The sequence below is a fragment of the Fictibacillus nanhaiensis genome (assembly GCF_049537595.1).
Taxonomy (GTDB): domain Bacteria; phylum Bacillota; class Bacilli; order Bacillales; family Fictibacillaceae; genus Fictibacillus; species Fictibacillus nanhaiensis_F.
Genome location: NZ_JBMULM010000001.1, coordinates 1,544,044 through 1,565,589 on the forward strand (window position 1 = coordinate 1,544,044; position 21,546 = coordinate 1,565,589).

At 37.4% G+C, this 21,546-nt stretch carries 24 protein-coding genes and 1 other annotated feature; of the genes, 18 read left to right on the top strand and 6 right to left on the bottom strand.

Going from position 1 to position 21,546, the window contains the following annotated elements; genetic code table 11:
- The first annotated feature begins 4 nt into the window (after positions 1 to 4).
- Positions 5 to 925 carry an aminoglycoside phosphotransferase family protein gene (locus ACOZ9X_RS07835; protein ID WP_423418247.1) on the top strand — a complete coding sequence of 307 codons (921 nt, stop codon included), beginning with the start codon at positions 5 to 7 and terminating at the stop codon, positions 923 to 925.
- A gap of 22 nt (positions 926 to 947) precedes the next feature.
- Here ACOZ9X_RS07835 and ACOZ9X_RS07840 read toward each other — a convergent pair whose 3' ends face one another.
- Positions 948 to 1,859 (bottom strand): NAD(P)-dependent alcohol dehydrogenase, encoded by a 912-nt coding sequence (locus tag ACOZ9X_RS07840; RefSeq protein ID WP_423417690.1) that lies wholly within the window; start codon positions 1,857 to 1,859, stop codon positions 948 to 950.
- A 149-nt stretch (positions 1,860 to 2,008) separates the two neighbouring features.
- On the opposite strand from ACOZ9X_RS07840, the gene ACOZ9X_RS07845 reads away from it, so the two are divergent.
- The 3 genes from ACOZ9X_RS07845 to ACOZ9X_RS07855 are packed head-to-tail and all read left to right on the top strand — an operon-like array spanning position 2,009 to position 2,963.
- A complete protein-coding gene (locus ACOZ9X_RS07845) occupies positions 2,009 to 2,293 on the top strand; it encodes a hypothetical protein (protein ID WP_423417691.1) in 285 nt (94 codons plus the stop codon).
- 9 nt (positions 2,294 to 2,302) lie between these two features.
- On the top strand, positions 2,303 to 2,470 hold the full coding sequence (locus ACOZ9X_RS07850) for a hypothetical protein (RefSeq protein WP_423417692.1): 168 nt from the start codon (positions 2,303 to 2,305) through the stop codon (positions 2,468 to 2,470).
- 13 nt (positions 2,471 to 2,483) lie between these two features.
- On the top strand, positions 2,484 to 2,963 hold the full coding sequence (locus tag ACOZ9X_RS07855; protein ID WP_423417693.1) for a DUF5662 family protein: 480 nt from the start codon (positions 2,484 to 2,486) through the stop codon (positions 2,961 to 2,963).
- A 130-nt stretch (positions 2,964 to 3,093) separates the two neighbouring features.
- On the opposite strand, the gene ACOZ9X_RS07860 is transcribed toward ACOZ9X_RS07855, so the two are convergent.
- Positions 3,094 to 4,746: an ABC transporter substrate-binding protein gene (locus ACOZ9X_RS07860; RefSeq protein WP_423417694.1), complete on the bottom strand. Its 1,653-nt coding sequence runs from the start codon at positions 4,744 to 4,746 to the stop codon at positions 3,094 to 3,096.
- A gap of 100 nt (positions 4,747 to 4,846) precedes the next feature.
- Between ACOZ9X_RS07860 and ACOZ9X_RS07865 the strand changes: the two genes are divergently transcribed.
- Positions 4,847 to 6,112, top strand: coding sequence for an MDR family MFS transporter (locus ACOZ9X_RS07865; RefSeq protein WP_423417695.1), 1,266 nt, complete (start codon positions 4,847 to 4,849; stop codon positions 6,110 to 6,112).
- Between the two features lie 72 nt (positions 6,113 to 6,184).
- Here the strand turns inward: ACOZ9X_RS07865 and ACOZ9X_RS07870 are convergent, their stop codons facing one another.
- On the bottom strand, positions 6,185 to 6,505 hold the full coding sequence (locus ACOZ9X_RS07870; RefSeq protein ID WP_144700131.1) for a hypothetical protein: 321 nt from the start codon (positions 6,503 to 6,505) through the stop codon (positions 6,185 to 6,187).
- A 172-nt stretch (positions 6,506 to 6,677) separates the two neighbouring features.
- Here ACOZ9X_RS07870 and ACOZ9X_RS07875 point away from each other — a divergent pair, with 172 nt between their 5' ends.
- From ACOZ9X_RS07875 to ACOZ9X_RS07885, 3 genes are read left to right on the top strand one after another with little or no spacing between them, the layout of a single operon-like run.
- A complete protein-coding gene (locus tag ACOZ9X_RS07875) occupies positions 6,678 to 6,920 on the top strand; it encodes a zinc ribbon domain-containing protein (RefSeq protein WP_423417696.1) in 243 nt (80 codons plus the stop codon).
- A 26-nt stretch (positions 6,921 to 6,946) separates the two neighbouring features.
- On the top strand, positions 6,947 to 7,237 hold the full coding sequence (locus ACOZ9X_RS07880; RefSeq protein ID WP_423417697.1) for a hypothetical protein: 291 nt from the start codon (positions 6,947 to 6,949) through the stop codon (positions 7,235 to 7,237).
- A gap of 15 nt (positions 7,238 to 7,252) precedes the next feature.
- Positions 7,253 to 7,879: a pyridoxamine 5'-phosphate oxidase family protein gene (locus ACOZ9X_RS07885; RefSeq protein WP_423417698.1), complete on the top strand. Its 627-nt coding sequence runs from the start codon at positions 7,253 to 7,255 to the stop codon at positions 7,877 to 7,879.
- Between the two features lie 62 nt (positions 7,880 to 7,941).
- Here the strand turns inward: ACOZ9X_RS07885 and ACOZ9X_RS07890 are convergent, their stop codons facing one another.
- Positions 7,942 to 8,727 carry an aminoglycoside 6-adenylyltransferase gene (locus ACOZ9X_RS07890; protein ID WP_423417699.1) on the bottom strand — a complete coding sequence of 262 codons (786 nt, stop codon included), beginning with the start codon at positions 8,725 to 8,727 and terminating at the stop codon, positions 7,942 to 7,944.
- A 126-nt stretch (positions 8,728 to 8,853) separates the two neighbouring features.
- Positions 8,854 to 10,191: an FAD-binding oxidoreductase gene (locus tag ACOZ9X_RS07895; protein ID WP_423417700.1), complete on the bottom strand. Its 1,338-nt coding sequence runs from the start codon at positions 10,189 to 10,191 to the stop codon at positions 8,854 to 8,856.
- Positions 10,192 to 10,468: 277 nt separating this feature from the next.
- Between ACOZ9X_RS07895 and ACOZ9X_RS07900 the strand changes: the two genes are divergently transcribed.
- From ACOZ9X_RS07900 to ACOZ9X_RS07935, 8 genes are all read left to right on the top strand, one after another.
- Positions 10,469 to 12,658 carry an FUSC family protein gene (locus ACOZ9X_RS07900; protein ID WP_423417701.1) on the top strand — a complete coding sequence of 730 codons (2,190 nt, stop codon included), beginning with the start codon at positions 10,469 to 10,471 and terminating at the stop codon, positions 12,656 to 12,658.
- A 24-nt stretch (positions 12,659 to 12,682) separates the two neighbouring features.
- Positions 12,683 to 13,216 carry a dihydrofolate reductase family protein gene (locus ACOZ9X_RS07905; RefSeq protein WP_423417702.1) on the top strand — a complete coding sequence of 178 codons (534 nt, stop codon included), beginning with the start codon at positions 12,683 to 12,685 and terminating at the stop codon, positions 13,214 to 13,216.
- A gap of 112 nt (positions 13,217 to 13,328) precedes the next feature.
- The gene (locus tag ACOZ9X_RS07910) at positions 13,329 to 13,859 is read left to right on the top strand and encodes a GNAT family N-acetyltransferase (protein ID WP_423417703.1); all 531 of its coding nucleotides are present in this window, start codon (positions 13,329 to 13,331) and stop codon (positions 13,857 to 13,859) included.
- Positions 13,843 to 14,205, top strand: coding sequence for a flavoprotein (locus tag ACOZ9X_RS07915; protein ID WP_423417704.1), 363 nt, complete (start codon positions 13,843 to 13,845; stop codon positions 14,203 to 14,205). The genes ACOZ9X_RS07910 and ACOZ9X_RS07915 overlap by 17 nt, the downstream gene beginning before the upstream one ends.
- 78 nt (positions 14,206 to 14,283) lie before the next feature.
- Positions 14,284 to 14,772, top strand: a complete 489-nt coding sequence (locus tag ACOZ9X_RS07920) for a dihydrofolate reductase (protein WP_423417705.1) — start codon at positions 14,284 to 14,286, stop codon at positions 14,770 to 14,772.
- A 4-nt stretch (positions 14,773 to 14,776) separates the two neighbouring features.
- Positions 14,777 to 15,292: a GrpB family protein gene (locus tag ACOZ9X_RS07925; protein ID WP_423417706.1), complete on the top strand. Its 516-nt coding sequence runs from the start codon at positions 14,777 to 14,779 to the stop codon at positions 15,290 to 15,292.
- A gap of 50 nt (positions 15,293 to 15,342) precedes the next feature.
- Positions 15,343 to 15,563, top strand: a binding site (T-box leader).
- A gap of 40 nt (positions 15,564 to 15,603) precedes the next feature.
- Positions 15,604 to 16,065, top strand: a complete 462-nt coding sequence (locus ACOZ9X_RS07930) for an HIT family protein (RefSeq protein WP_423417707.1) — start codon at positions 15,604 to 15,606, stop codon at positions 16,063 to 16,065.
- On the top strand, positions 16,052 to 16,855 hold the full coding sequence (locus ACOZ9X_RS07935) for a protein phosphatase 2C domain-containing protein (protein ID WP_423417708.1): 804 nt from the start codon (positions 16,052 to 16,054) through the stop codon (positions 16,853 to 16,855). The genes ACOZ9X_RS07930 and ACOZ9X_RS07935 overlap by 14 nt, the downstream gene beginning before the upstream one ends.
- Before the next feature lie 53 nt (positions 16,856 to 16,908).
- Here ACOZ9X_RS07935 and ACOZ9X_RS07940 read toward each other — a convergent pair whose 3' ends face one another.
- Complete coding sequence (locus ACOZ9X_RS07940) at positions 16,909 to 17,280, bottom strand: cyclic-phosphate processing receiver domain-containing protein (RefSeq protein ID WP_423417709.1); 372 nt, start codon at positions 17,278 to 17,280, stop codon at positions 16,909 to 16,911.
- Positions 17,281 to 17,657: 377 nt separating this feature from the next.
- Here ACOZ9X_RS07940 and ACOZ9X_RS07945 point away from each other — a divergent pair, with 377 nt between their 5' ends.
- On the top strand, positions 17,658 to 19,940 hold the full coding sequence (locus ACOZ9X_RS07945; protein ID WP_423417710.1) for a DEAD/DEAH box helicase: 2,283 nt from the start codon (positions 17,658 to 17,660) through the stop codon (positions 19,938 to 19,940).
- Positions 19,924 to 21,189: a ribonuclease H-like domain-containing protein gene (locus tag ACOZ9X_RS07950; protein ID WP_423417711.1), complete on the top strand. Its 1,266-nt coding sequence runs from the start codon at positions 19,924 to 19,926 to the stop codon at positions 21,187 to 21,189. Before ACOZ9X_RS07945 ends, ACOZ9X_RS07950 begins: the two co-directional genes overlap by 17 nt.
- Positions 21,190 to 21,546: the final 357 nt, after the last annotated feature.

A 21,546-nucleotide genomic window follows, 5' to 3' on the forward strand; every position in this document is an offset into this window, starting at 1 on the left:
TGTGATGAAATACAAACTTCCTGATACATTTGTTGAAAAAATGAAAGGTGTACATGGTGAAAAGGCTAGTGAATGGATTAGTCAGTTTGATGAATTAGTGGCTGACTGTGAAAAAAGGTATGGTTTACACTTTCAACAACCATTTAACCTCACTTACAATTTCGTTGCTCCTGCTGTAAGGAATGATGGACGTGAGGTGGTTTTGAAATTTGTGTTTGATGAAAAGGAATTTGAAGCTGAGCTGCGTGCACTACAGCTTTTGTCTGGTGAAAGTACAGTTAAAGTGTTAGCGTTTGAGAAGGAACGAGGTATTATGATTCTTGAACGAATTCAACCAGGACATACATTGGCAGAAATAGAAGATGAGGATAAGGCTACATTAATTGCTGCTAACGTGATGAAGAAGTTAATGGTTCCTGCTCCAGTTGGATCTAATCTTCCGACCGTTTTTGATCGTGAAAATAGTTTGAAACGAATCTATCAGGAATACAATAGTTATCATCCTGTTTCAAAAGCAACCATAGAAGAAGCTTTGTTCATTACTGAAAAATTAAATACTTCTATCGATAAGCCATATTTGCTTCATGGCGATCTTCACCACTACAATATACTCGCAAATGGAGATTTTTGGACCATAATCGATCCTAAGGGTTTGATTGGGGACCGTGAATATGAGGTTGTTCAATATTTGCTGAATAAATTACCTGAACATGGAGTGGAAGAGCTAGCAGAAAAACGAATTGATACCTTTGTTGATGTACTGAACCTGAATAAAGAAAGAGTTTTGTTAAGAGCTTATTCACATGCTGTGTTAGCTACTTGTTGGACAATTGAAGGTGGTCAAATGCAGGACAGCTTTTTAAATACCATTCTAGTCTTCAAAAACTTAGTGAGTAAATACATACATAAAGACGCACTTCTCTAGATTGAGAAGTGCGTTTTTGGTTTTAAACCACTCTGATGACAACGTTACCTTTCTTACGGCCAGTTTCAACATATTCATGAGCTTCTGAAATTTGGTCTAGTTCATAATAACGATCGACGACGGGTTTCATTTGACCTGATTCAATTCTTTTTTTTAAGAATTCTAGGTCTTCTATACGCTCTTTAGCTATACCCTGTCCATCAACTGTTACGAACTTACCGTTTGCTTTTAAGGCATTTTGACACTTAGACATTGATATCTTGCCTACAGCATCAAAAATGATATCGTATCTCTTATCCGATTTTGTAAAATGTTCTTTTGTATAATCTATGACATGATCAGCTCCTAACGACTTAACGAGTTCTAGATTGGTTGGACCGCATACGGCAGTTACTTCAGTATCAAAATACTTAGCAAGTTGGACAGCAGCTGTTCCCACAGCTCCAGAGGCTCCGTATATCAAAACATTCTGTCCGCTATGGATCTTTCCTTTTCTTAAAAAATGTAGTGCTGAAGTTCCTCCAAAGGGAATGGCAGCGGCTTCTTCAAAAGTTACATTCTGTGGTTTATGTGTGACTATTCCGTCTTCACGTAAACATGTGTACTCTGCGTGTGCGCCAAAACGCATCCCAGTCATTGCATAGACTTCATCTCCTTTTTTAAAACGTGTAACGTTCTGACCGATTTCTTCTACAACACCTGCTAATTCAACACCTAAAATCGGTTTCCGTGGCTTTCTTATCCCTAAGAACAAACGCATGGGTAACCAGTATAAGAGGGGGCTGTTAAAACCACGAACCCTTACATCCCCAGTTGTTACAGTTGTAGCATGGATTTTAATAAGGATGTCGTTTTCTTTTGGAACAGGTTTATGGACTTGTTGAAGAATGAGTACTTGCGGCGGGCCATACTTCGTACACAATACAGCTTTCATAGAAAACCTCCTATTACATGTATTCATACATCTTATGTTCATTATTTGAACTGAATTAATAACTACTTTGAAAGTTATAGAAGGAATAATGAGACTAATTAAGGAATGAAATATAAAGCATAGAAGATAGACATAATGGAGGACAGCTTATGAATAGACTGAAACGTTTTTTCTTTAAAGGATCTAAGAACAACATCGGAGAGCTTTGTGGACTTATAGTAATTCTTACGATTATTCAATTTGTGAATTTTAAAAGTATTTGGGAGAAGCCTCTAATCTATATCTTAATCATTTTAGGTAGTGCTACATTATATCTAATACTTGTAGAGATATTTGAAAAAATCCTAGGTGAAAAAAATAAAGTTGTAGGATCTCGGTATACGTTTATTACAATCTTTGTATTTGTATTCCTGTTGAACTTTATTGGTAAATAGGTGATGAATGTGACACTTTTAGATAGTTTTTACACGGCGATTGCTATTGTTTTCATACAATATCTGTTTGAAGGAATGAAATACAAAGGAATACCATTGAAACGAACTGGACTATTATTGATTGAAGTAATCATTTTTACGTTGATTCTGTTTTATGGAAGTAAAATATTTAATTAGTGGGTGAAGTATTATGCCAGCTTACGGAAAATATCTACTTTATATCTTTGAACATAAGTTAAATGTTTTTATAGAATGCTGGAAGCTAGGACTTTACATTCAAGCGTTTACCCATGATCTATCTAAGCTTCATCCAGCTGAGTTTTTTACATATGCTAAGAAATTTTATTCAGATGAGAAGCCGAGTGAAGTGGAATGGCAATATGCCTGGCTTCATCATCAACATCACAATAAACATCATTGGAATTATTGGGTGGTCGATCAGATAAAAAAAGAAGCGGTGCCGATTCCCCGAAAGTATATACTTGAGATGATCTGTGATTACAAATCTTTCTCAAGAAGATGGGGAAGGAAACGATTAGGACCAACCATATCGGATCGTTTGATCGACAATCTTCTGACTGATCGAGTCATTCTGCATCCGAACACAAGGAAAGAATGTGCCCAAATAATTGAACAGATGGAAGTAGTGAATGCTCAGAAATCAATCTGAGTATTTTTTATTGAAAACAATTGTAAAATATTGCAACTTTTTCTATGGTTAATACGTGGTTGATATGTAAGGGGGAGCGGTTGTGCAGCTAGAGGCAAAGGATCTGAAATGTCAGATCCTTTTACTTTTACTAATCGATTGTAGGGCGTAACCAAAGTTTAGAAAAATCAACATATCCGAAATGCTTGATGTTCACGTTCATTAATTCAGTAGAAAAGGGAATGTACCTTTTTTGATAATATAATGGAATCATAATGGCTTCTTCAATAAGTTCCTTTTCGACCTCAACATTCAGATTCGTCCATTCTTCAAATAGCGTGTGAATATATTGAGAGATGCGTTTTTGCCATTTCCTATTCTTTTCTAGAATTAAAGGGAGTGGAGCAAACCCATTTGTTAAGAAAAAATAGAAAGATATATCTTGATTCAACTCAAAAATTTCACCATGTATAAACATGTCTGTTTGATCTGTGAGCTGTTTATTGAAAATAGCGTCTTCAAATGATACTTTTATCACTTTAACTGGGATGTCATATTGAGCAAACGTGTCAAGAAGCCATCTTGAAACTTCTTCTGTATGCTCAGCTACCCTGATGATAAGAGGTTCTGCAAATTCTGGTCGGACAGCTCTCGGTATTGAATAGGGTAGGCGATCTCCAATCATGCAGCAGTTGTCATTTGGAATGGCTCTTGACTCATACTCTGGTATTCTATGACGATTCTCCGCTAGAATTTGATGTATGTATTGGCGTACTTCCAAATTAGCTATCTGTGATTCTTTACGGTAGGCATTCATAATAAGCACACCAAAGCCTGAATCACTCTCTACTTGAAAGGTTTCATGATGATCTGGTTCCATAGAGGAGTGGTAAACGATTGGAAAATCTTTCGGAACTTTTACGAACTCAACGGCATCAAGTAAAGGCCGCTCTTGGAAATGTTCTTTAAAAGCAACAAGCGTTGTTTTTTGATCAGTGTCTTCTTCCACCAAGAACCCTCCAGTCCCATATATTCTTCCTTTGCTTTCTTTGTATATACTAGAAGTCATTGTGCTTAACAATGGAAGAATATAGCTGCAGCCTCCAGGGTACGAAATATCGACCACGAGTGGCGCTCTAGAAACAATATCCTCTATCGGTGTCCATAAATCTCTGTTTTGCTCATGAAATCTCAGTTTCTCTAAACAGTTGATGACATCTGTTGCGGTTAAAACAGATCCGTCGTGAAAGCAGACGTCTTTTCTTAAATAAAGTCGTAGTTTCGTAGTTGAAACATCCCAGCTGTGAGCAAGTTCAGGTAGGATTTCTCCTTGATCGGTTAACGATACGAGTCTGTTGAATACATTCGATACCATATTTGCGCTATGTGCATCTGCTGCATCCAATGGGTGTAGGGTCCTAAAAGGGTAACGTTTTGGAACCACAAGTTTGTCTTTCGCTTTCTGTACAAAACCAAATTGCGTATGAAATTTGTTCATCAATCTTATCTTCGTATCCGTCGACCAGTCGTACATCAAATATTTACTGCTGATCTCAACTGGTTCATGATCCAGCTTGAGAAGAACTTCATCTTCAAAGTTTTCTTCGATATTCTTCAGCCATTGAAGACGTGAGACATTGCCTCTTCCACGACCCGGAGTAAAAGTTAACCAGCCCTCATCGTTCCATTTTTTTAAATATCGTGTAGTTTGTTTCTGGCTGATCTGAAGTGCTTCGGCTATCTCTTCTGTTCGAATATTACCTGATGGAAAGTATCTCCATAGAATGAGAAGCTTGTTATCCATGTTGTCCTCCATTTTAAAAGTAGACATGTTTTATTAAATTGTCTATTTTTATCATTTGTAGTCTAGTTTAATATTACAATACAGAGAAGGAGGGGACAACATGGGATGGAGAGAATACCCCCAAAATATTAAAGTACGGTTGATTACATCGTTCTTTAATCGAGCCGTTTCTTCGGCCGTCATGCCATTTATGGCCTTATTCTTTGCAACTGAAAAGGGCAAAGTCTGGGCAGGAACATTTTTAATTTTAACAGTAGTCATCGGATTCGTTGTCAATTTAATCGGTGGTTACATTTCGGATCGTTTTCCCAGGAAGAAAGTGTTGATGACAACGTCTTGTTTAAATGCAGTCATGTTTTTACTGATGACCGTTAGCTTGCTGCCTGAACAAAATTGGATTCTGCTCTTTGCTGTCGCTTATATTGGATTCATTATAACAAGCAGTCTAGGCAGACCTGCCATGCATGCAATCATTATGGATTCGACGACACCTGAAAACAGAAAAGAAGTATATACGCTGGATTACTGGATGATCAATCTGTCTATGGCAATTGGTGCGGCTTTAGGTGGTTTGCTTTATGTAAGTCACCAGATTGAACTTTTCGTGTTATTAACCATTACTTCAATCAGCATTCCTATTGCTTATGGCATTTGGCTGCGAGATGAGTTCACTGGCTTTTTGGAAAAAACACATGAGAATGTTTTTCTGGACTTGTTTCAAAACTATAAAGTTGCTTTAAAAGATTCAGCATTCGTGAAAGTGGTTATTGGTGGAACATTTATCTTTTCAGCGGAATTCACACTGAACAGTTATATTGGTATCCGTTTGGCTGAAACCTTCGACTCTTTCCACATTGGTAATTTTGAGATTACAGGCGTTCGTATGCTCAGTATGCTAAACATTCAAAACATGTTGATGGTCGTATGTTTCACATTCTTGATCAACCGAGTTATGGATCGTTTTTCTAAGAAGAATGCTCTATTGACCGGGTTGTTGTTATATGGGATCGGTTATGTGACCGTTACGTCAGCAAACGCTTGGTATGTATTACTTCTATTTAATGTGATCGCTACAATGGGTGAGTTAATCTACTCTCCAATTAAAGAAGCTGAAAAAGCAAATATGATACCTAGCGATAAGAGAGGATCGTACTCAGCATTTGCAAATGTTTCATTCAGTGGAGCAGATATGTTAGCACGTTCGACGATTATCTTAGGGGCTTTTTTAGTACCAGTGATGATGAGTGTGTATATGGGAGTCGTGATCATGATCGGTGCGTTTTTCATGTATTCTGGACTCTTTTTGAGAGAAAAGGTTACTGAGAAAAATGTGAAAAAGGAGATAGTTGCTCACGTTGTGAAGTAATCGTACCTTGGTACTTTAACAAGCTAGAAGAAAAGAAAAAGAAGCTTGGAATCCATTCCAAGCTTCGATTTTTTATGAATTGGATTCTTTAACAGAAGCAATCTCGATCTTTTCTACAAACATGTTGAAAACGCTACGTTTTTCTTCAAGCTTTTTCAGCTGTTGCTTCAAATCATTGTACTTTTCCTCAAAAGGCTGTTGATAGGTTTTCTTGATGTTCTTGATCATTTCTTCGTTGATGGTTGATTGGATGACTTGTTTCGTGATTCCAAATTTATAAGAATAAAGTTGAAGTTCTGTTTTGACTTTTTCGTACTCTTCATCTATTTCATTCTTTTGTTGCTCAATCTCATCTTTCCATTCTAGAAGAGCATCCTTTACATACGGCTCCATGTTTTGCCTCCTAACAGTGTTCGTACTTCTGTCATTACTTTTTTATGTACTCTATACACTATTAAGAGAGAATCATTCATTTATGGGGGTAATTTCACTCGTTGACTAAATTTTTCCATAAACATATCATTGATTTAACAATGTAATTAAAGAGCAGAAAGGATTTGTTTAAATGAGCAGAGTAGAAGAAGGAATTAAAAGCAGATTCAAATGTAACAAGTGCAGCCATTCGCACTGCAGAACAAAAGAACTAGCTATGACTGGTTCGGGTTTAAGTAAATTCCTCGACATTCAGCACAACCACTTTTTGTTCGTGTCATGTAAAAATTGTGGATTTGTAGAGGTGTATGATCCTAATGTTCTTGAAGGAAAAAAAGGACAGTTGGGGTCTGTACTGGATCTTTTATTCGGATAAAAACTCTAAAAGAGGTGTTGTGAAGCATGCCGTTATTTGGATGGGTTTTTCTTGTAATCGTGATGGTCGGAATCATTGTTGGTTCTCTCGTTCATAAGTATCGTTACCGTAACATAGATCTCATCTATACTGCATTAGGTCAGGAAAACTATTTTAATGTCATAGCCAAACTTAAAGCCGATGGTGTGGCATATAAAGTGAGAATTCCGGGGCAGGCATTTGGTGATAGAGAGCGGCCAGTAAAGGATAACACGCAATACGACATTTACGTCAAGAAAGCGGATGCACATCTAGCAGCGGATGCTCTTAGAAAGTAAGGGGATGAAACGATAGTGAAAACTTTAAATTATGTGAACAGCCAAGAGGAACTTAGGCTTATGCTCGGAACTCCAAGTCTTAGGGGACAGAATAAAGTTATTTCTAAAATAGATGAACATTGCAAAGACTTTATCGCTCATTCACCATTTTTAATTTTAGCTACGTCAGATCATGAAGGGAACTGTGATAGTTCACCTAGAGGTGATGCTGCAGGTTTTGTACATGTGATAGATGAGCACCATCTCGTGATTCCTGACCGACCAGGGAATAAGCGGGTAGATTCAATGTTTAATATTCTCTCAAATCCGAAAGTAGGCTTACTATTTCTAATACCAGGTATGGGTGAGACGCTACGGATTAACGGTAAAGCTGCTATTATTAAAGATGAAGAAGTACTTAATAAAATGGCAGTAGGTGGCAAAGCGCCACTTCTAGGCGTACTTGTTAAAGTAGAACAATGCTATATGCATTGTGGTAAAGCATTTAAACGATCTGGTCTGTGGGAATCTGAGCGTTGGGAAAAGAAAGAATCACTCCCAAACGCGGCAAAGATCTTAGCAGCTCATGTGAATCTACCAGAAATGACAGAAGAAAGAATAGCCAATGACCTCTTGGAAGGCTATAAGAGCAAGCTTTACTAGTTAAAGGTAATGGAACGGACAAAAACACTGCCAGGACAGTGTTTTTGTCATTTTTAGAACGCTTATACAACATTCTTAACATTCAACAGCTCTTTTAAAGAATCATCCATTGTATAGATAGAACTTTTCATTAAGGTATGCATAAACAATTCTTTTAACAAAGAAGCAGATTCAATCAAATGATTGTTTGTGATTTCTCTTGGATAGGTGGAAAGGTATCTCTCTAAAAAGACACGATCTAACGTGTCGTAAGCTTTAAACTGATGAAGTTTTTTATCCTCGTTCATCGTCTGTACGAGTAATGTGTAATCCCTCATCGATTCTAGCATTTTTAGTGCGTATACGAAATTATCGCGTTTCAATTCTTTGTCGAATCTTATGTAGCAATAGACAAACTCAAAAACAGGGTCTTCAAACGTAGCATATTTCATAGGTTTGCTAGAAAATACAAGATACTCTTTCTTCATCTTCTCTGAAACTAAACCTGTTTTGTCTGAAACGACTTTCCATAACGGAGATCTTACGCTCAACGAACTCCTCGAAAGAATCGAGATATTGAATTCTAAGGAGTTTTCAAGAATAACGATTAATAGATAAATATTTTTTGAAAACTGCTTTTCTTTCAAAATCACTGGATGATAGCCACTGAAAAACTTTTGAAGTTCATTTTTTACTGCAATGACTTCATCCTCAGTATACGTTGCAATCATGAGATCGATATCTGAATATTCGTCTTTGTAGCCTGTTACCCCAGATCCTAATTGAACAACTCCTTCAACCATTGGTAATTCATTTAAATTATCGATCGTGCGTTGAAATAAAAAATCTCTATCCTTTGGAGTATACATAAGGCACCTCTTAGTTATATATGTTTGTTCATACTATCATTATTTGTAAGTGTTTGTTTTGTTTTTTTCATAAAAAAAGCTATCTGACGTTGCAAACATCAGATAACTATTTTTTACGATTAATTCCTAATATAGGGGTGGGACACTCTGTGGATGATTAAATACATTCTCAGGATCGTATTTTGTTTTTACTCTTTGCAGCCTTGCAAAGTTTGTTGCCCAATAAGCATTCCCGAAGTTTTGAATGTTTTCGTCTGGGACGTTTACATAAGAACCTACCGTATAAGGTTTTAACTGCTGACGCACAGACTCGACTGATGCAAGACTACTCGCTTCCTCAGATTTATCGACCCACGTTGCGTTCCATTCTGTGTAAAACAACGGATCACGCCAATAGAAAGCTGTCTTGTCTTTTGGCACTCTGCTGATCGCACCGCCCCAGTTAGTAAAATAGAAATTGGATTCTGTTCCAGGTGCTTCTTCTAAAAATTGTTTCATTACCTTAATCGGTTCTTCTGGCCAAAGATTAGTCGCCCAAGAAGAAGAGAATTTAAAATTTTGATCAGCATAAGGCGGCTCAGGTGGATCAAGGAAATCAATACAGTCTGGGTAAAAGAGCGTTTCAATGACTACCTCAGAAGGGGTCCCAGCATTAAGTAAAGGTTGTATGATTTGAATCAATTCAGGTCTTGAACCTAAGAAAAGGCCGGTTACCTGACATAATCCATTTACTTTGCTGTAGATCTCTATATAACTGCCTAATCGTGAATCTACAAACGGCATTAAATTCTGCCATGCTTCAAATACTGTTTCGAGCTGTTCCCATGGCCAAATTATGTTAAAGACCGTTGCAGTTTCAGGTGCACGATGAACTTTGAACGTATATTCGGTATTGTATCCAAACGTACCGCCACCGCCTCCTCTAGAAGCCCAAAACAAGTCTTCGTTGCAAGTTGGACTCGCTTTAAGAATCCGTCCACTTGCATCTACGGTCTCTAGTGCAAGAAGGTTATCTGATATTACTCCAATTGTACGTGAGAGTAACCCAAATCCTCCACCAGTTGTGATTCCTCCGATTCCAACGGTCGGACTATCGCCAAACACAGCCATAAAGCCTTCTCGAGCGAGACCTTTTACAAGAGGTCCTACACGAATTCCAGGTTGAACTGTAGCGATTCCCTTTTTCTTATCTAAGTGCACTTTATTCATATCACTTGTGTCGATAACGATCCCACCCTTTACAACATTGAATTCTTTGTCTAGGGCATGACGGCCGCTTCTGATCCTTAATGGAACATCGTTCTCTCGTGCCCATTTAATTGCATTACTAACGTCACATGCATTTTGTGCGAATACGAATACAAGAGGATATGTGTTGACATATGGATTCCAGTTTCTAACGGCTTCCTTGTAGCCAGGGTCACCTTTAAAGATTATTCTTCCTGTTAACTCTGTAGATCCCATGAATTCCACTCCTGACAAAGACATATTTGTAGTTATATAAATGTATGCACGGAATGAATAGTCGGTTAAAACCTTTTATAAAGCCGAGCTCAATTAGAAAAACACTGATAAGGCGTGTATTAGAAAAAGTATGTTAGTAAGTTAAAAAAAGAGATGATTGGGGGAATGCTATTACTATCATTCGTTTTCGGTAAAGGTTACAAAAGCAGTTCACTTGGTTAAAAAACCACTCACATGATATCATTTTCAATTATAGTTTTAGAAAAGGAGGGGAACCGTGCAACGATTATATAACAAGCACCATTGGTTAGCGAAGATGGTAGCAGCTGACCCTGGATATGTGCGGTTGCAAAAAGCAGGAAGAGCGACAGCTAGTTTAATTCTTGCTGTATTCACTACCCTTCTAACCATGCGATACACTGGTCACTCTGGAGGCATCACACCAGCTATTGTTTCCGGTATGCTTGGGTTGATGGGCATAATGGTCGTAATGGATGACACAAAGCAGGAGATGAGAGTAACCACGTTATGGCTCGGAATATCAGCTATGATGGGCATTACAGTTGGTTCCCTTGTTGCCAATAATGCTTATTACATAGATGTTGTTTTAGTGTTAAGTGTGTTTAGCTGTTTTTATTTCTCAAGATTTGGTACACGCTATTTTTCCTTGCTCATGATCTTCTTTATGACGGTGTATTTTTCTTCTGTACTGAAGTTATCCAGTGACCAGTTACCTTGGTTTTATGTTGGAATCTGGTTAGGTGTAGCTTATGCTTTTATTCTTAATTTCTTTTTATTTCAAGATACAGCGAAGAATTTAAAAAGAAGCATTCATTCGTTTCATATCCAATGTAACCTGACGCTTAACCTCTTGATTGAAGCTATGAAAGATAAAGAATCTAATGCTCAGCGTAAGAAAGAATTAGAGAAGAACGTGGCCAAACTAAGAGATTATGCTCTTATTGTTTCTGGCTATATCAACGAGAAAGATGTAAAGAAAATATGGCCAGGTCTCTTGCCGAATCAACTTCGCCTATACGTGTTTGATACAGGTATGTTGATTGAAACGTTAGTTGACTCGGTTCGCGGATTAAAAACGGCAGATGCTCTACATGTTGAAGAGATTAAACAATCACTCATTGCTGTGACGGTTGCAGTTCGTGATGCTGAAGTACTTGCTCCACATGTGAAAGAACAAAATATTGTCCCCGCTGAAAAATCGGTTCAGCAACTTCGAATGTTAATAATGAAACTTTTTGAACGAGAAGAGCCTCCACAAGGATGGATCTATCTTATCCGTCGAATTGAATCGATCGCAAATCACGTGATTGAAGGTGCTGTAACGATACAGCAATCTCTTTATTCTCAGTCTGTGGATAAAAAAGAGGAAGAAACCATCGATAAAGTTGGCGAAGAAGATACGAAATCAGAAGACAAAGCGCTAAAGCCCTCAACTAAAAAAGCGTATCAAGCACTTGTAGCAGGAATTCTATCCATTATAGTTGGTCTGATAATCTCTCCTGCACAGCCCTATTGGGTTCTTCTTACCGCCTTTGTTGTTCTACTTGGAACGGAGTCCATAGGACGGATTTATACGAAAGGATATCAGCGTTCTTTAGGCACGATCATTGGAGCTGTTATCGGTTTTGTTCTTGCTAAATTTCTTTCCGGACACACCGTTTTGGAAGTGATCTTTCTCTTTGTTGTTGTTTTCCTAGCTTTTTATTTAATGACCGTTTCCTACACGTTAATGAGTGTGTTTATTACTATGCTTATTGCGTTTATGTACGACCTTCTATTAGGTGGGATTACTTTCTCACTAATTGGAGCTAGAGTACTGGATACGATCGCAGGGGCATCAATTGCTTTAGCTGTTTCATATCTGATCTTTCCAAAGAAAACGAAAGTGAAGGTAGCTGAATCGATTAATGAATTCTTAGAAGAACTCGCTCCTTTTGTCGCCGAATATGTTAGAGGGTTTAGAGAAGATGTAAACGTTAAGAATCTGTCAGAAAGTGCGTTTAAGCTTGATATGAAACTCCAGACGATCAGGGATGAAGCGCAATCCTTTCTTAAACGCCCGGGATCACCGATCTATGCTGATATGGTCAGTTGGATGACGAGGTTAGCCGCCATCAACTATTATGCAAAACATCTGGTTGCTTCTGCCTACAGAAAAGGATTCGATTACCCGGAGGAACTTCTTGATGGGTTCATTCAGGTTGAGACAAAATTTAAGAACAACATCGATTCTTTATCTGCTCTTCTTACTGAGGATGAAGGGGAGTATGTTCTACAATCGTTAGAAGAAGAACGGGAGAAATTTGAACGCCTTGCTCCGAACCGAAAGCAATCTCAGCGTGATCTTATACATCACCTTTATTATGTATGGCGCATCAACCAATCACTTGTTGAGTTAGGTAATGAATTGGGAGGAGTAATAGAGAACCAAAGTACAAATAAATAATGGATGTAAAAAGGAGATCATTACGTGGAATTGAAACGAAAAGTAATTTTGTATATTGCATCAAGTGTTGACGGATTTATTGCAAAAGGAAATGGTGATATTGATTGGTTATCTGTTGTTGAACGTCCTGGTGAAGATTACGGCTATGAATCATTCATTGAGACCGTAGATACGGTGATCATGGGAAGAAAAACGTATGACAAAGTGTTATCATTTGGAATTAAATTTCCTCATAAGAATAAGAAATGCTATGTCATCTCTAGAACCAAAACGGGCAATGATGAAAATGTTACTTTTTATGGTGGGGATGTTAGTGATCTGATTCAGGAGTTAAAGAACAAAGAGGGAAAAAATATTTTTATTGATGGTGGATCAGAGGTTGTAAGAGAACTTAAATCACATAATCTTATCGATGAATACGTGATATCTTATATTCCAATCATGCTAGGTAATGGAATTTCATTGTTTCAGGAAACCGAAACAGATAGCAAACTTGAATTAATTGATAGTAAATCGTTTGAATCCGGATTGGTACAGGTAAGCTATAGAACGGTATAAAACGGAGCAGCAACTTTAGAGTTGCTGCTTTTCATTATTAATGGGGGAATTTGGAAGGATTCACATAAAGAATAAAGAAGTTAGTTTGAGTATAAATAGGAGGTAAATTTTAATGAAATCACTGAAATCAATAAATATTCAAAAAGCATCTCAAGAAGATCTGGAAATGATTATGAGTTTATTAAAAGAATGTGCATTATGGTTGAAAGATAGGAATATTGATCAATGGCGATTTTTGTTTGGCGGTGGTGAAGATGCAGAAATCAAAAGTGCAATTGAGAGAAACGATACATATAAGGTTACAAGGAATGAACAGCTGGTTGCTACATTTACCTTATCACCAGAACAAACAGAGTGGGACGAGCATATATTTGGGAAAGACGAAGTCCATGATTCTCTGTATGTACATCGATTAGCTGTGCGTCCGTCATTTATGAACCAAGGGATTGGAAAAGAAATAGTTAATTGGATTGAAGCAAATGTTGAACAAGGTAAAGAGTATATCAAATTAGATTGTGTAGCAAATAATATTAAATTAAATCAGTTTTATGTTAAAAATGGATTTCAATATATAGGTGAGAGCGGTAGTCACAGTAAATATCAAAAACCATTTATCAGGAGGTATGATGAGAGAATCTTTTGAGCAATTTTATAAAAAGTATCTAGATAGCTGGAGAAACTTTTCTATCAAAGGTATAGAGAATGTTGTTTCGCCTAAATATACAGCTCGGGAAATTAGAGGCAAAGAGGTTTATGATTTTGGCTATGAAGAATCAATTGATGGATGGAAACATGCATTTAAGGAGTTAGGAGTAAAGAGAGCGAAGTGGATTCTAAAAGAAGATGTAATCTTTTCGTTAAAAGACGATGAAGTGATGGCAATTATTTGGGCATCTCTGATTGTTGATGATCAACCTATTGAAACGGCTAGCTTGTTCTTTCAGACTTTTAGATGGGAAGATGGAAGTTGGAAGTTGGAAAATGGTTAGAAGTTACATTGAGGCAGAAATACCAATAGAAAAGATGCTTAGTTTAGAGATCACCACTAAAGAAAGGTAAGATTCGTTATGAACTTTTCAATAATAGCTGCCATGGGCGAAAATAGAGTAATAGGAAAAGATAATGATTTACCTTGGAGGTTGCCGAGAGATTGGAAGTATGTTCAAAAGATTACGATGGGAAAAACCATTGTTTTAGGTAGAAAAAACTTCGAATCTATTGGGAAAGCGCTGCCTGGTAGGAGGAACATCGTACTTACGAGGAAAATGGGTTTCTCACTCCAAAACTGTATCGTTGTCCATTCTATAAACGAGGTGCTAAATGCTTGTGAAGACGATGAAGAAGTTTTTATTTTCGGAGGAGAGGAAATCTATTCGCAGTTTATGCCAATGGTAACTAAAATGTATCTAACAAAAATTCACCATACCTTTGAAGGGGATACTTATTTTCCTATATTCAATGAAAGAGATTGGAAAGAGATTTCTAGAGTTAAAGGAATCCAGGACAAACAAAATCCTTATACCTATTATTTTCATCAATACATAAGGAAAGTTTAAGTTAATGATTAAACTTTATGAATATAATCCTCGTTGGGAAGAAGCGTTTATAAGATTAAAAACAGTTTTTGAAACTGAGCTAGGAAATTTAATAATAGGAATTGAACATGTAGGAAGTACTTCAATAAAAGGTATGATTGCAAAGCCAATTATTGATTTAGATATTATTATTGAAAATTATGATCGACTGCCAGAAGTAGTTACAAAACTTAACGGTTTGGGATATATTCATCAATTACAATGGAGCTATAAGGGAAGAGAAACATTTGAAAGAGTTAATGAAAAACTACCATGTCATTCTGATCTTATTAAGCATCACTTATACGTTTGTGATGAAAATAGTATCGAATTGAAAAACCATTTGGATTTTCGAGATTATTTAAGGACTCATCCAAAAGCAGTTGAAGAATATAATCAACTTAAAGCTTGTTTAGTTACATCGAAATGCACGCGAGCAGAATACACAGAAGGAAAAACGCATTTCATCTCTAACATCTTACATAAAATCAGAAAAAACTAACTTGACAGAAATTTCTAATCATCTTATCATTAGTAAAAGTTTTCCATCGTTTAAACATGATGATTAGGAGTAGTAGGGATTTATATTGTTGTTTAGAGAGCTGCAGAATTGGTGAGATGCAGTTAACAAATATCCTGAACTTACCTTGGAGTGGATAGACTAAAATGAAGTCTGTACGGTTAACCACCGTAATCAGGTTCTGAGGTTTGCGGGATATTCTTGTGAACGAAGAAAAGTGGTACCACGGAAGGAATAGCCTATCGTCTCTTTAGAGATGAGGCTTTTTTGTTTATTAAAGGGAGCGATGAAAAGTGAGTGAGGATTGTTTTATTTGTGACAAACATAGAGGCACAATTGACACAGCAGGTGTGAAAATATATGAAGATGAATTTGTATATGTGGGTCATATTGATAAAGGTGATCGCCCATCTTACCTTGGTCATATTATGATCGATCTCAAGCGACACACACCAAGTCTTGGGGATCTTACTATTAAAGAAGCACATGCATTCGGTCAGATCATGGCTCGAGTAAGCCGTGCTGTGAAAGAAACTGAAAATGCAGAGCACATTTATGCACTCGTATCAGGTAATTCTGTTGCTCACCTGCATATGCACATCGTTCCGCGTTTTCCCAATACACCAGAGGAATATTGGGGACCGAATGAAGTCTATAGTTGGCCAGAAGCTCCATTTGGAATGAATGAAGAAATTATTAAAGTTTGCGAACGTGTTAGAAAATATTTGGAGGAGAACGAATTTGAAGAATCCTAAATTGACCTGGGTTGGAAGCGATCGGACATTCGTTGATGAAATAAATGTAACACGCGTACAAAATATTACAGTAGGTAGATTTGGAGGGAATTCTGAAGCAGGTTCCTATAAAAACGAAGATGGATGTTTAGTATGGGGAAATGAAGCTCAAAATTGGGAATTCACAATAGTTCTTGATGGGCATAAAACAGCACAGAGTGTTGAACTTGTTATCAATCAATTTATAAAGAACGAGTACGAGATCAAGCGTGTACTCTCAGAATCAGCAAGGATAGCTCTAAAGAAGTTAGATCATCTTATATTGGATATCTTTCAAGATCCTGATTTTATGGAATCCTGCCGAAAGACAACGGGTGAAACAGCTTGTTTAATCGTTGTGCGAAAAGAAAAGTATCTATGGTGGTTTTCAGTAGGAGATTGTATTCTTCATCTATTTCATCCAGAACTGATAGCATTAGGTGAAAGGCAGCTTGTTCAGCGAAGTTTTTATGAATGGGTTGGTGAAGTTAATACATTTGAACTTCCAGTACCTTGTTATAGTACCGGAAAGAAAGAAATGAGAAAAGGACTCAACCAAATTTTCATGACAACTGATGGACTGACTGAATGTCCAGGTGTTTCTTTTGAAGATGCAACAGAGGTTCAAAAAGTAATGAGCGGTATGGGTTTGGATGAAGGCGTTCAGTTCCTTTTAGATGAAATTAAAAGAAATCATGTAAGAGATAGCACGACTATTATCGCCTGGTCTGTTGAAATAGAGGAAACAGCTAGTTTGCCAAGTGATCTGTAAAGCTGCTTCCTCCTAATCTAGTTTTAGTTATTTTTCAATATGAAAGGGATCTATTATTTAATATCACTATAATGTTGAAGCACACGTGGCGGGATAAATTTAAGTGGAAGTGGACGTAAGGAAACAATAATAGTGTGAGGCATGATTAAGTCTTTTTGAGCTTGTTTTAGACAGTTGTACATGTTCTTGCCACCAACAGAATTCGCAGAGTGTATGGTTATTCGATTGGCAAATAACTTTTCATTGATCATCATTTTTACGAGCATAAGTCCATTTCTTGTTCTGCTCAATAAATCGTGATCTAATGATAGATGCTCAATTGAATGGTTCCGCAGAAGATCCATACATTCATCAATTGTTTCTACAAAGACATATCCTTCAGGGGGGCTACGATAATCATCCATAAATACACTGATCTTTTTCATTTTCTTGTGCTCCCTTCCTTAACGGAGGGTGACTAAGAAAAGTCTAATGCCCTAAGTTATTTTAATATACTTATTATAACACATTAATCCAAGGTATGTTTTTTTAAGAGGATTTTAGAGAGAATATCGTTTACTCCTTCCATAATTAGAATAAAACAGCTAGAAATATTTTAGTAAATTAAATATTAAAACATTAAATTCTTCATCATTTTCTTTTTTCCTTCCTAGATTAGTATGATTTTTATCAAAAATTAACAAATAAAATTTAACATTGTATGATTTTGTTGAAAAATCTCAATCAGGGCTTGAACATTTCCGTTTAAGTCCTTGTTTCTTTACGAACAAATATTCGTTAAAATAGTAACGAGGTGGTATTTATGTTTCGAAAAAAATCTATTCAACAAGTTATGGACGTTTTAAGAGAGCCAGAGCTAGCTAACCAAATTGTTCATTGGAAAACAATCGAGCCACGAGAAGCGGTTTCTGTGCCACTTCCTGACTCTTTGCATCCGAATATTCAATCCGCTCTTTTAAAAAGAGGGATTTCTTCCTTATATATTCACCAGTTATCAGCGTACGAAGCAGCTTTAAGCGGAGAAAGCTTTGTAGCCGTTACACCTACAGCTTCAGGAAAAACGCTTTGTTACAACCTTCCTGTATTGCAAGAGGTCGCTAATAACCCTGAGGCAAGAGCTCTGTATTTATTTCCAACAAAAGCCCTTGCTCAAGATCAAAAGTCCGAGATGAACGAACTGATCGATGAGATGGGTTTGGATATAAAAAGCTATACGTATGATGGGGATACCCCAGCAAATATCCGACAGGTCGTTAGAAAAGCGGGAAACATCGTGATGACGAACCCTGATATGCTTCATGCTGCTGTTCTTCCACATCATACAAAATGGGTATCTTTATTTGAAAATCTAAAATATGTGGTCGTAGACGAGCTTCATACATACCGAGGTGTTTTCGGAAGTCATGTGGCTAATGTCATCCGCCGTTTAAAGAGAATCTGCAACTTTTATGGCAGTGATCCTATCTTTATCTGCACATCAGCCACCATTGCCAATCCTAAAGAGCTGGCTGAGCAACTTACTGGAAATCCGATGACGCTTATCAACAACAACGGAGCACCAGCAGGTCGTAAGCATTTTCTCTTCTACAATCCGCCAGTTGTCAATAAACCGTTGAATGTGAGGCGAAGCGCAACGCTTGAAGCCAGAAACCTAGCAAAGCTATTTTTGGAAAATCATATTCAAACGATCGTATTCGCACGCAGTCGTGTACGAGTGGAAATATTGCTTACGTATTTGCAAGAACTTGTAAAAAAGGAGTTTGGCACGAAATCCATCCAAGGGTATAGAGGAGGATATCTTCCTAAACAGCGGCGTGCTATCGAAAAAGGACTTCGTAACGGAGACATCATGGGCGTTGTTTCAACAAACGCCTTAGAATTAGGAGTAGATATTGGTCAGCTTCATGCTTGTATTCTTACAGGTTACCCAGGATCGATCGCAAGTGCCTGGCAGCAGGCTGGACGAGCGGGGCGTCGACAAGATGAGAGTGTGGTGATCATGGTGGCTTCCTCTTCTCCACTCGATCAATACGTAATTCAGAATCCCGATTACTTTTTTGAACGATCACCAGAGTCTGCTCGGATGAATCCTGATAATCTGATTATTTTAGTTGATCATTTGAAATGCGCATCGTATGAACTGCCATTTCAAGAGAAGGAGAAATTTGGTGATCAAGAGATCGAGGATGTTTTAGAATTTTTAGTAGATGAACAAGTGCTACACAAAAGAGGAAAGCATTTCTATTGGATGAACGATTCTTTTCCTGCACATAACATTTCGCTTCGTTCTGCTTCACAGGAAAACGTTGTGATCATCGATCAAAGTAATGTCGCTGATGTAAAAGTGATCGGCGAGATGGATCGCTTTAGTTCGATGACACTTCTTCACGAAGAAGCGATCTACCTTCATCAAGGTACACAATATCAGGTTGAGAAGCTCGATTACGAAGAAAAGAAAGCTTTTGTTCGTGAAGTGGATGTTGATTATTTTACAGACGCAAACCTCGCTGTTTCTTTGAATGTACTAGAAGTAGATAAAGAAACGTCACATGAACAGAATGCTAAAGCCTATGGTGATGTGATGGTAGTCGCAAAGGCAACCATCTTTAAAAAGATAAAATTTGAAACACATGACAATATTGGCTCAGGACCCATTCATCTTCCAGAAGAAGAGTTGCATACATCAGCAACTTGGCTAACGTTTGAAAATAACGAGTTAAGTGAAGAGAAGCTTGAGGCTGGGCTTCTTGGAATCGCACACGTTTTGCGTCATGTTGCTCCCCTGTTCGTGATGTGTGATGCAAACGATCTTCACGTTGTACCACAGGTAAAAGCAGTTCATAATCAACAGCCTACGATTTTTATTTACGACCGATACCCAGGTGGAATAGGTCTAAGTGAAAAGGTATACGGCTCGTGGGATATTGTTCTGGATCAGGCACTTTCTATGATTCAAAAATGTCCTTGTGAAAGTGGCTGTCCGTCTTGTACGGGAACATTAGAAGAAGGAAATAACAGTAAGGATCTAGCCATAAAATTAATCTCACAAATTAAAGGAGCGACTAAACATGTCGATCAAAAATAAGCTGAATCGACTAAAAAAGCATATGGTCAATCCGGTTTCCGAGCTACCTGTTGAAAGTAACTCCCATTTTGATGATACTACTTCTGAAAAAATTAAACATGCAGACTATTGGGAGAAGTTTGGTGCTTCAGCTTATTTTTTCGAAGATGATTATTGTATCGTTCGAAAAGTAAAATACTCTTTAGATACTCAATGGGGCCGTTATCAGTTTTCCGATGTTATTAATGCCGTATCAAATTGGCAAGATATTGATGCTGATCACCCACTACACGCTAAGGATCTTGACGCTTCTGATCTATTGTTCTTTGATACAGAGACAACAGGTCTAAGTGGGGGTGCAGGAAATACCATTTTTATGCTTGGAATGAGCCAGATCAAGGAAGATCACGTATTAGTACACCAATTCTTCTTACCCGGTCCCGGATCTGAAGTGGCTCTATATCATTATTTTTTAAATCATGTGAAAGAACTTCGGAATTTAGTAACGTACAATGGTAAATCGTTTGATTGGCCGCAAGTGAAAACTCGGCACACGTTAATTCGTGATTTTGTACCTTCATTGCCTGAGTTTGGTCACTTTGATCTGCTGCACGGAGCTAGAAGATTGTGGAAAGATACGTTGCCAGCTGTTAAGCTCTCTGTTGTTGAAAAAGAGATGTTAGGTGTGAATCGAATCCATGATACACCAGGTTATCTTGCGCCGATGCTTTATTTTCAATATTGCAATGAAGGAGATCCATCTTTATTAGAAGGTGTTTTTCAACATAATGAGTGGGATGTTCTTTCACTCATAACTCTTTATACACACATGTCTGGCATTGTGACTGGTAATGGTTTTCGCACAGAAAGAGAGACGTATGAATCAGCAAGATGGTTTGAAGCATTAAACCAAAAAGAACAGGCGATTTCTCTTTATCAGGATGTTCTGCAAACTGGAACTTCACTTACATCCCCATCAAAAAAATCTTTAGCCGCTCTACACAAAAAAAGTGATGGGTTAGAGATTTCTGTTCGATATTGGCTAGAGTTGCTCGATGAGAATGATTTAGATGAAGAACCAGCTATTGAACTTTCTAAGTATTATGAGCATGTTCAAAAAGATTATGAAAAAGCTCTTCATTTTGCAGTATTCGCTTATTCCAGATGGAAGGGTAAAAAAAGGGTAACGAAGAGGAAAGAAGAACTGGAAAAACAAGCGCTCACGAAAAGAATCGAACGATTAGAACAAAGAGTCATCCAATATTCGTAAAAATTCGTCAAATTTATGAATTCTTGCAAATATCTCTTCTCAATTGGCTTTGTTTTTTGTAAAATATAAAAGGACATGAAAATGTTCTTAAGAAAATAAATTCCCCCCATTTTTATTGCCCGGGTAAGCGCAAAAAACGCCATAAAAACTCATATTTCTACTGAGTTTTCGTCAATTTTCTAGAGCGTTCGATTGTTTTCGCGCAATAACCGAAAAGTTGAATAGGGAAATATATATTTTAAGCTATGGAGAGATGGTAAGTGAAGCAGTGGATTGTTGTTCTTTTTTTTGTGATCGTCGGGTTAACAGTAATGATTGGCAATCAAATTAGTCACACAACACAAAACTTTTAATGAA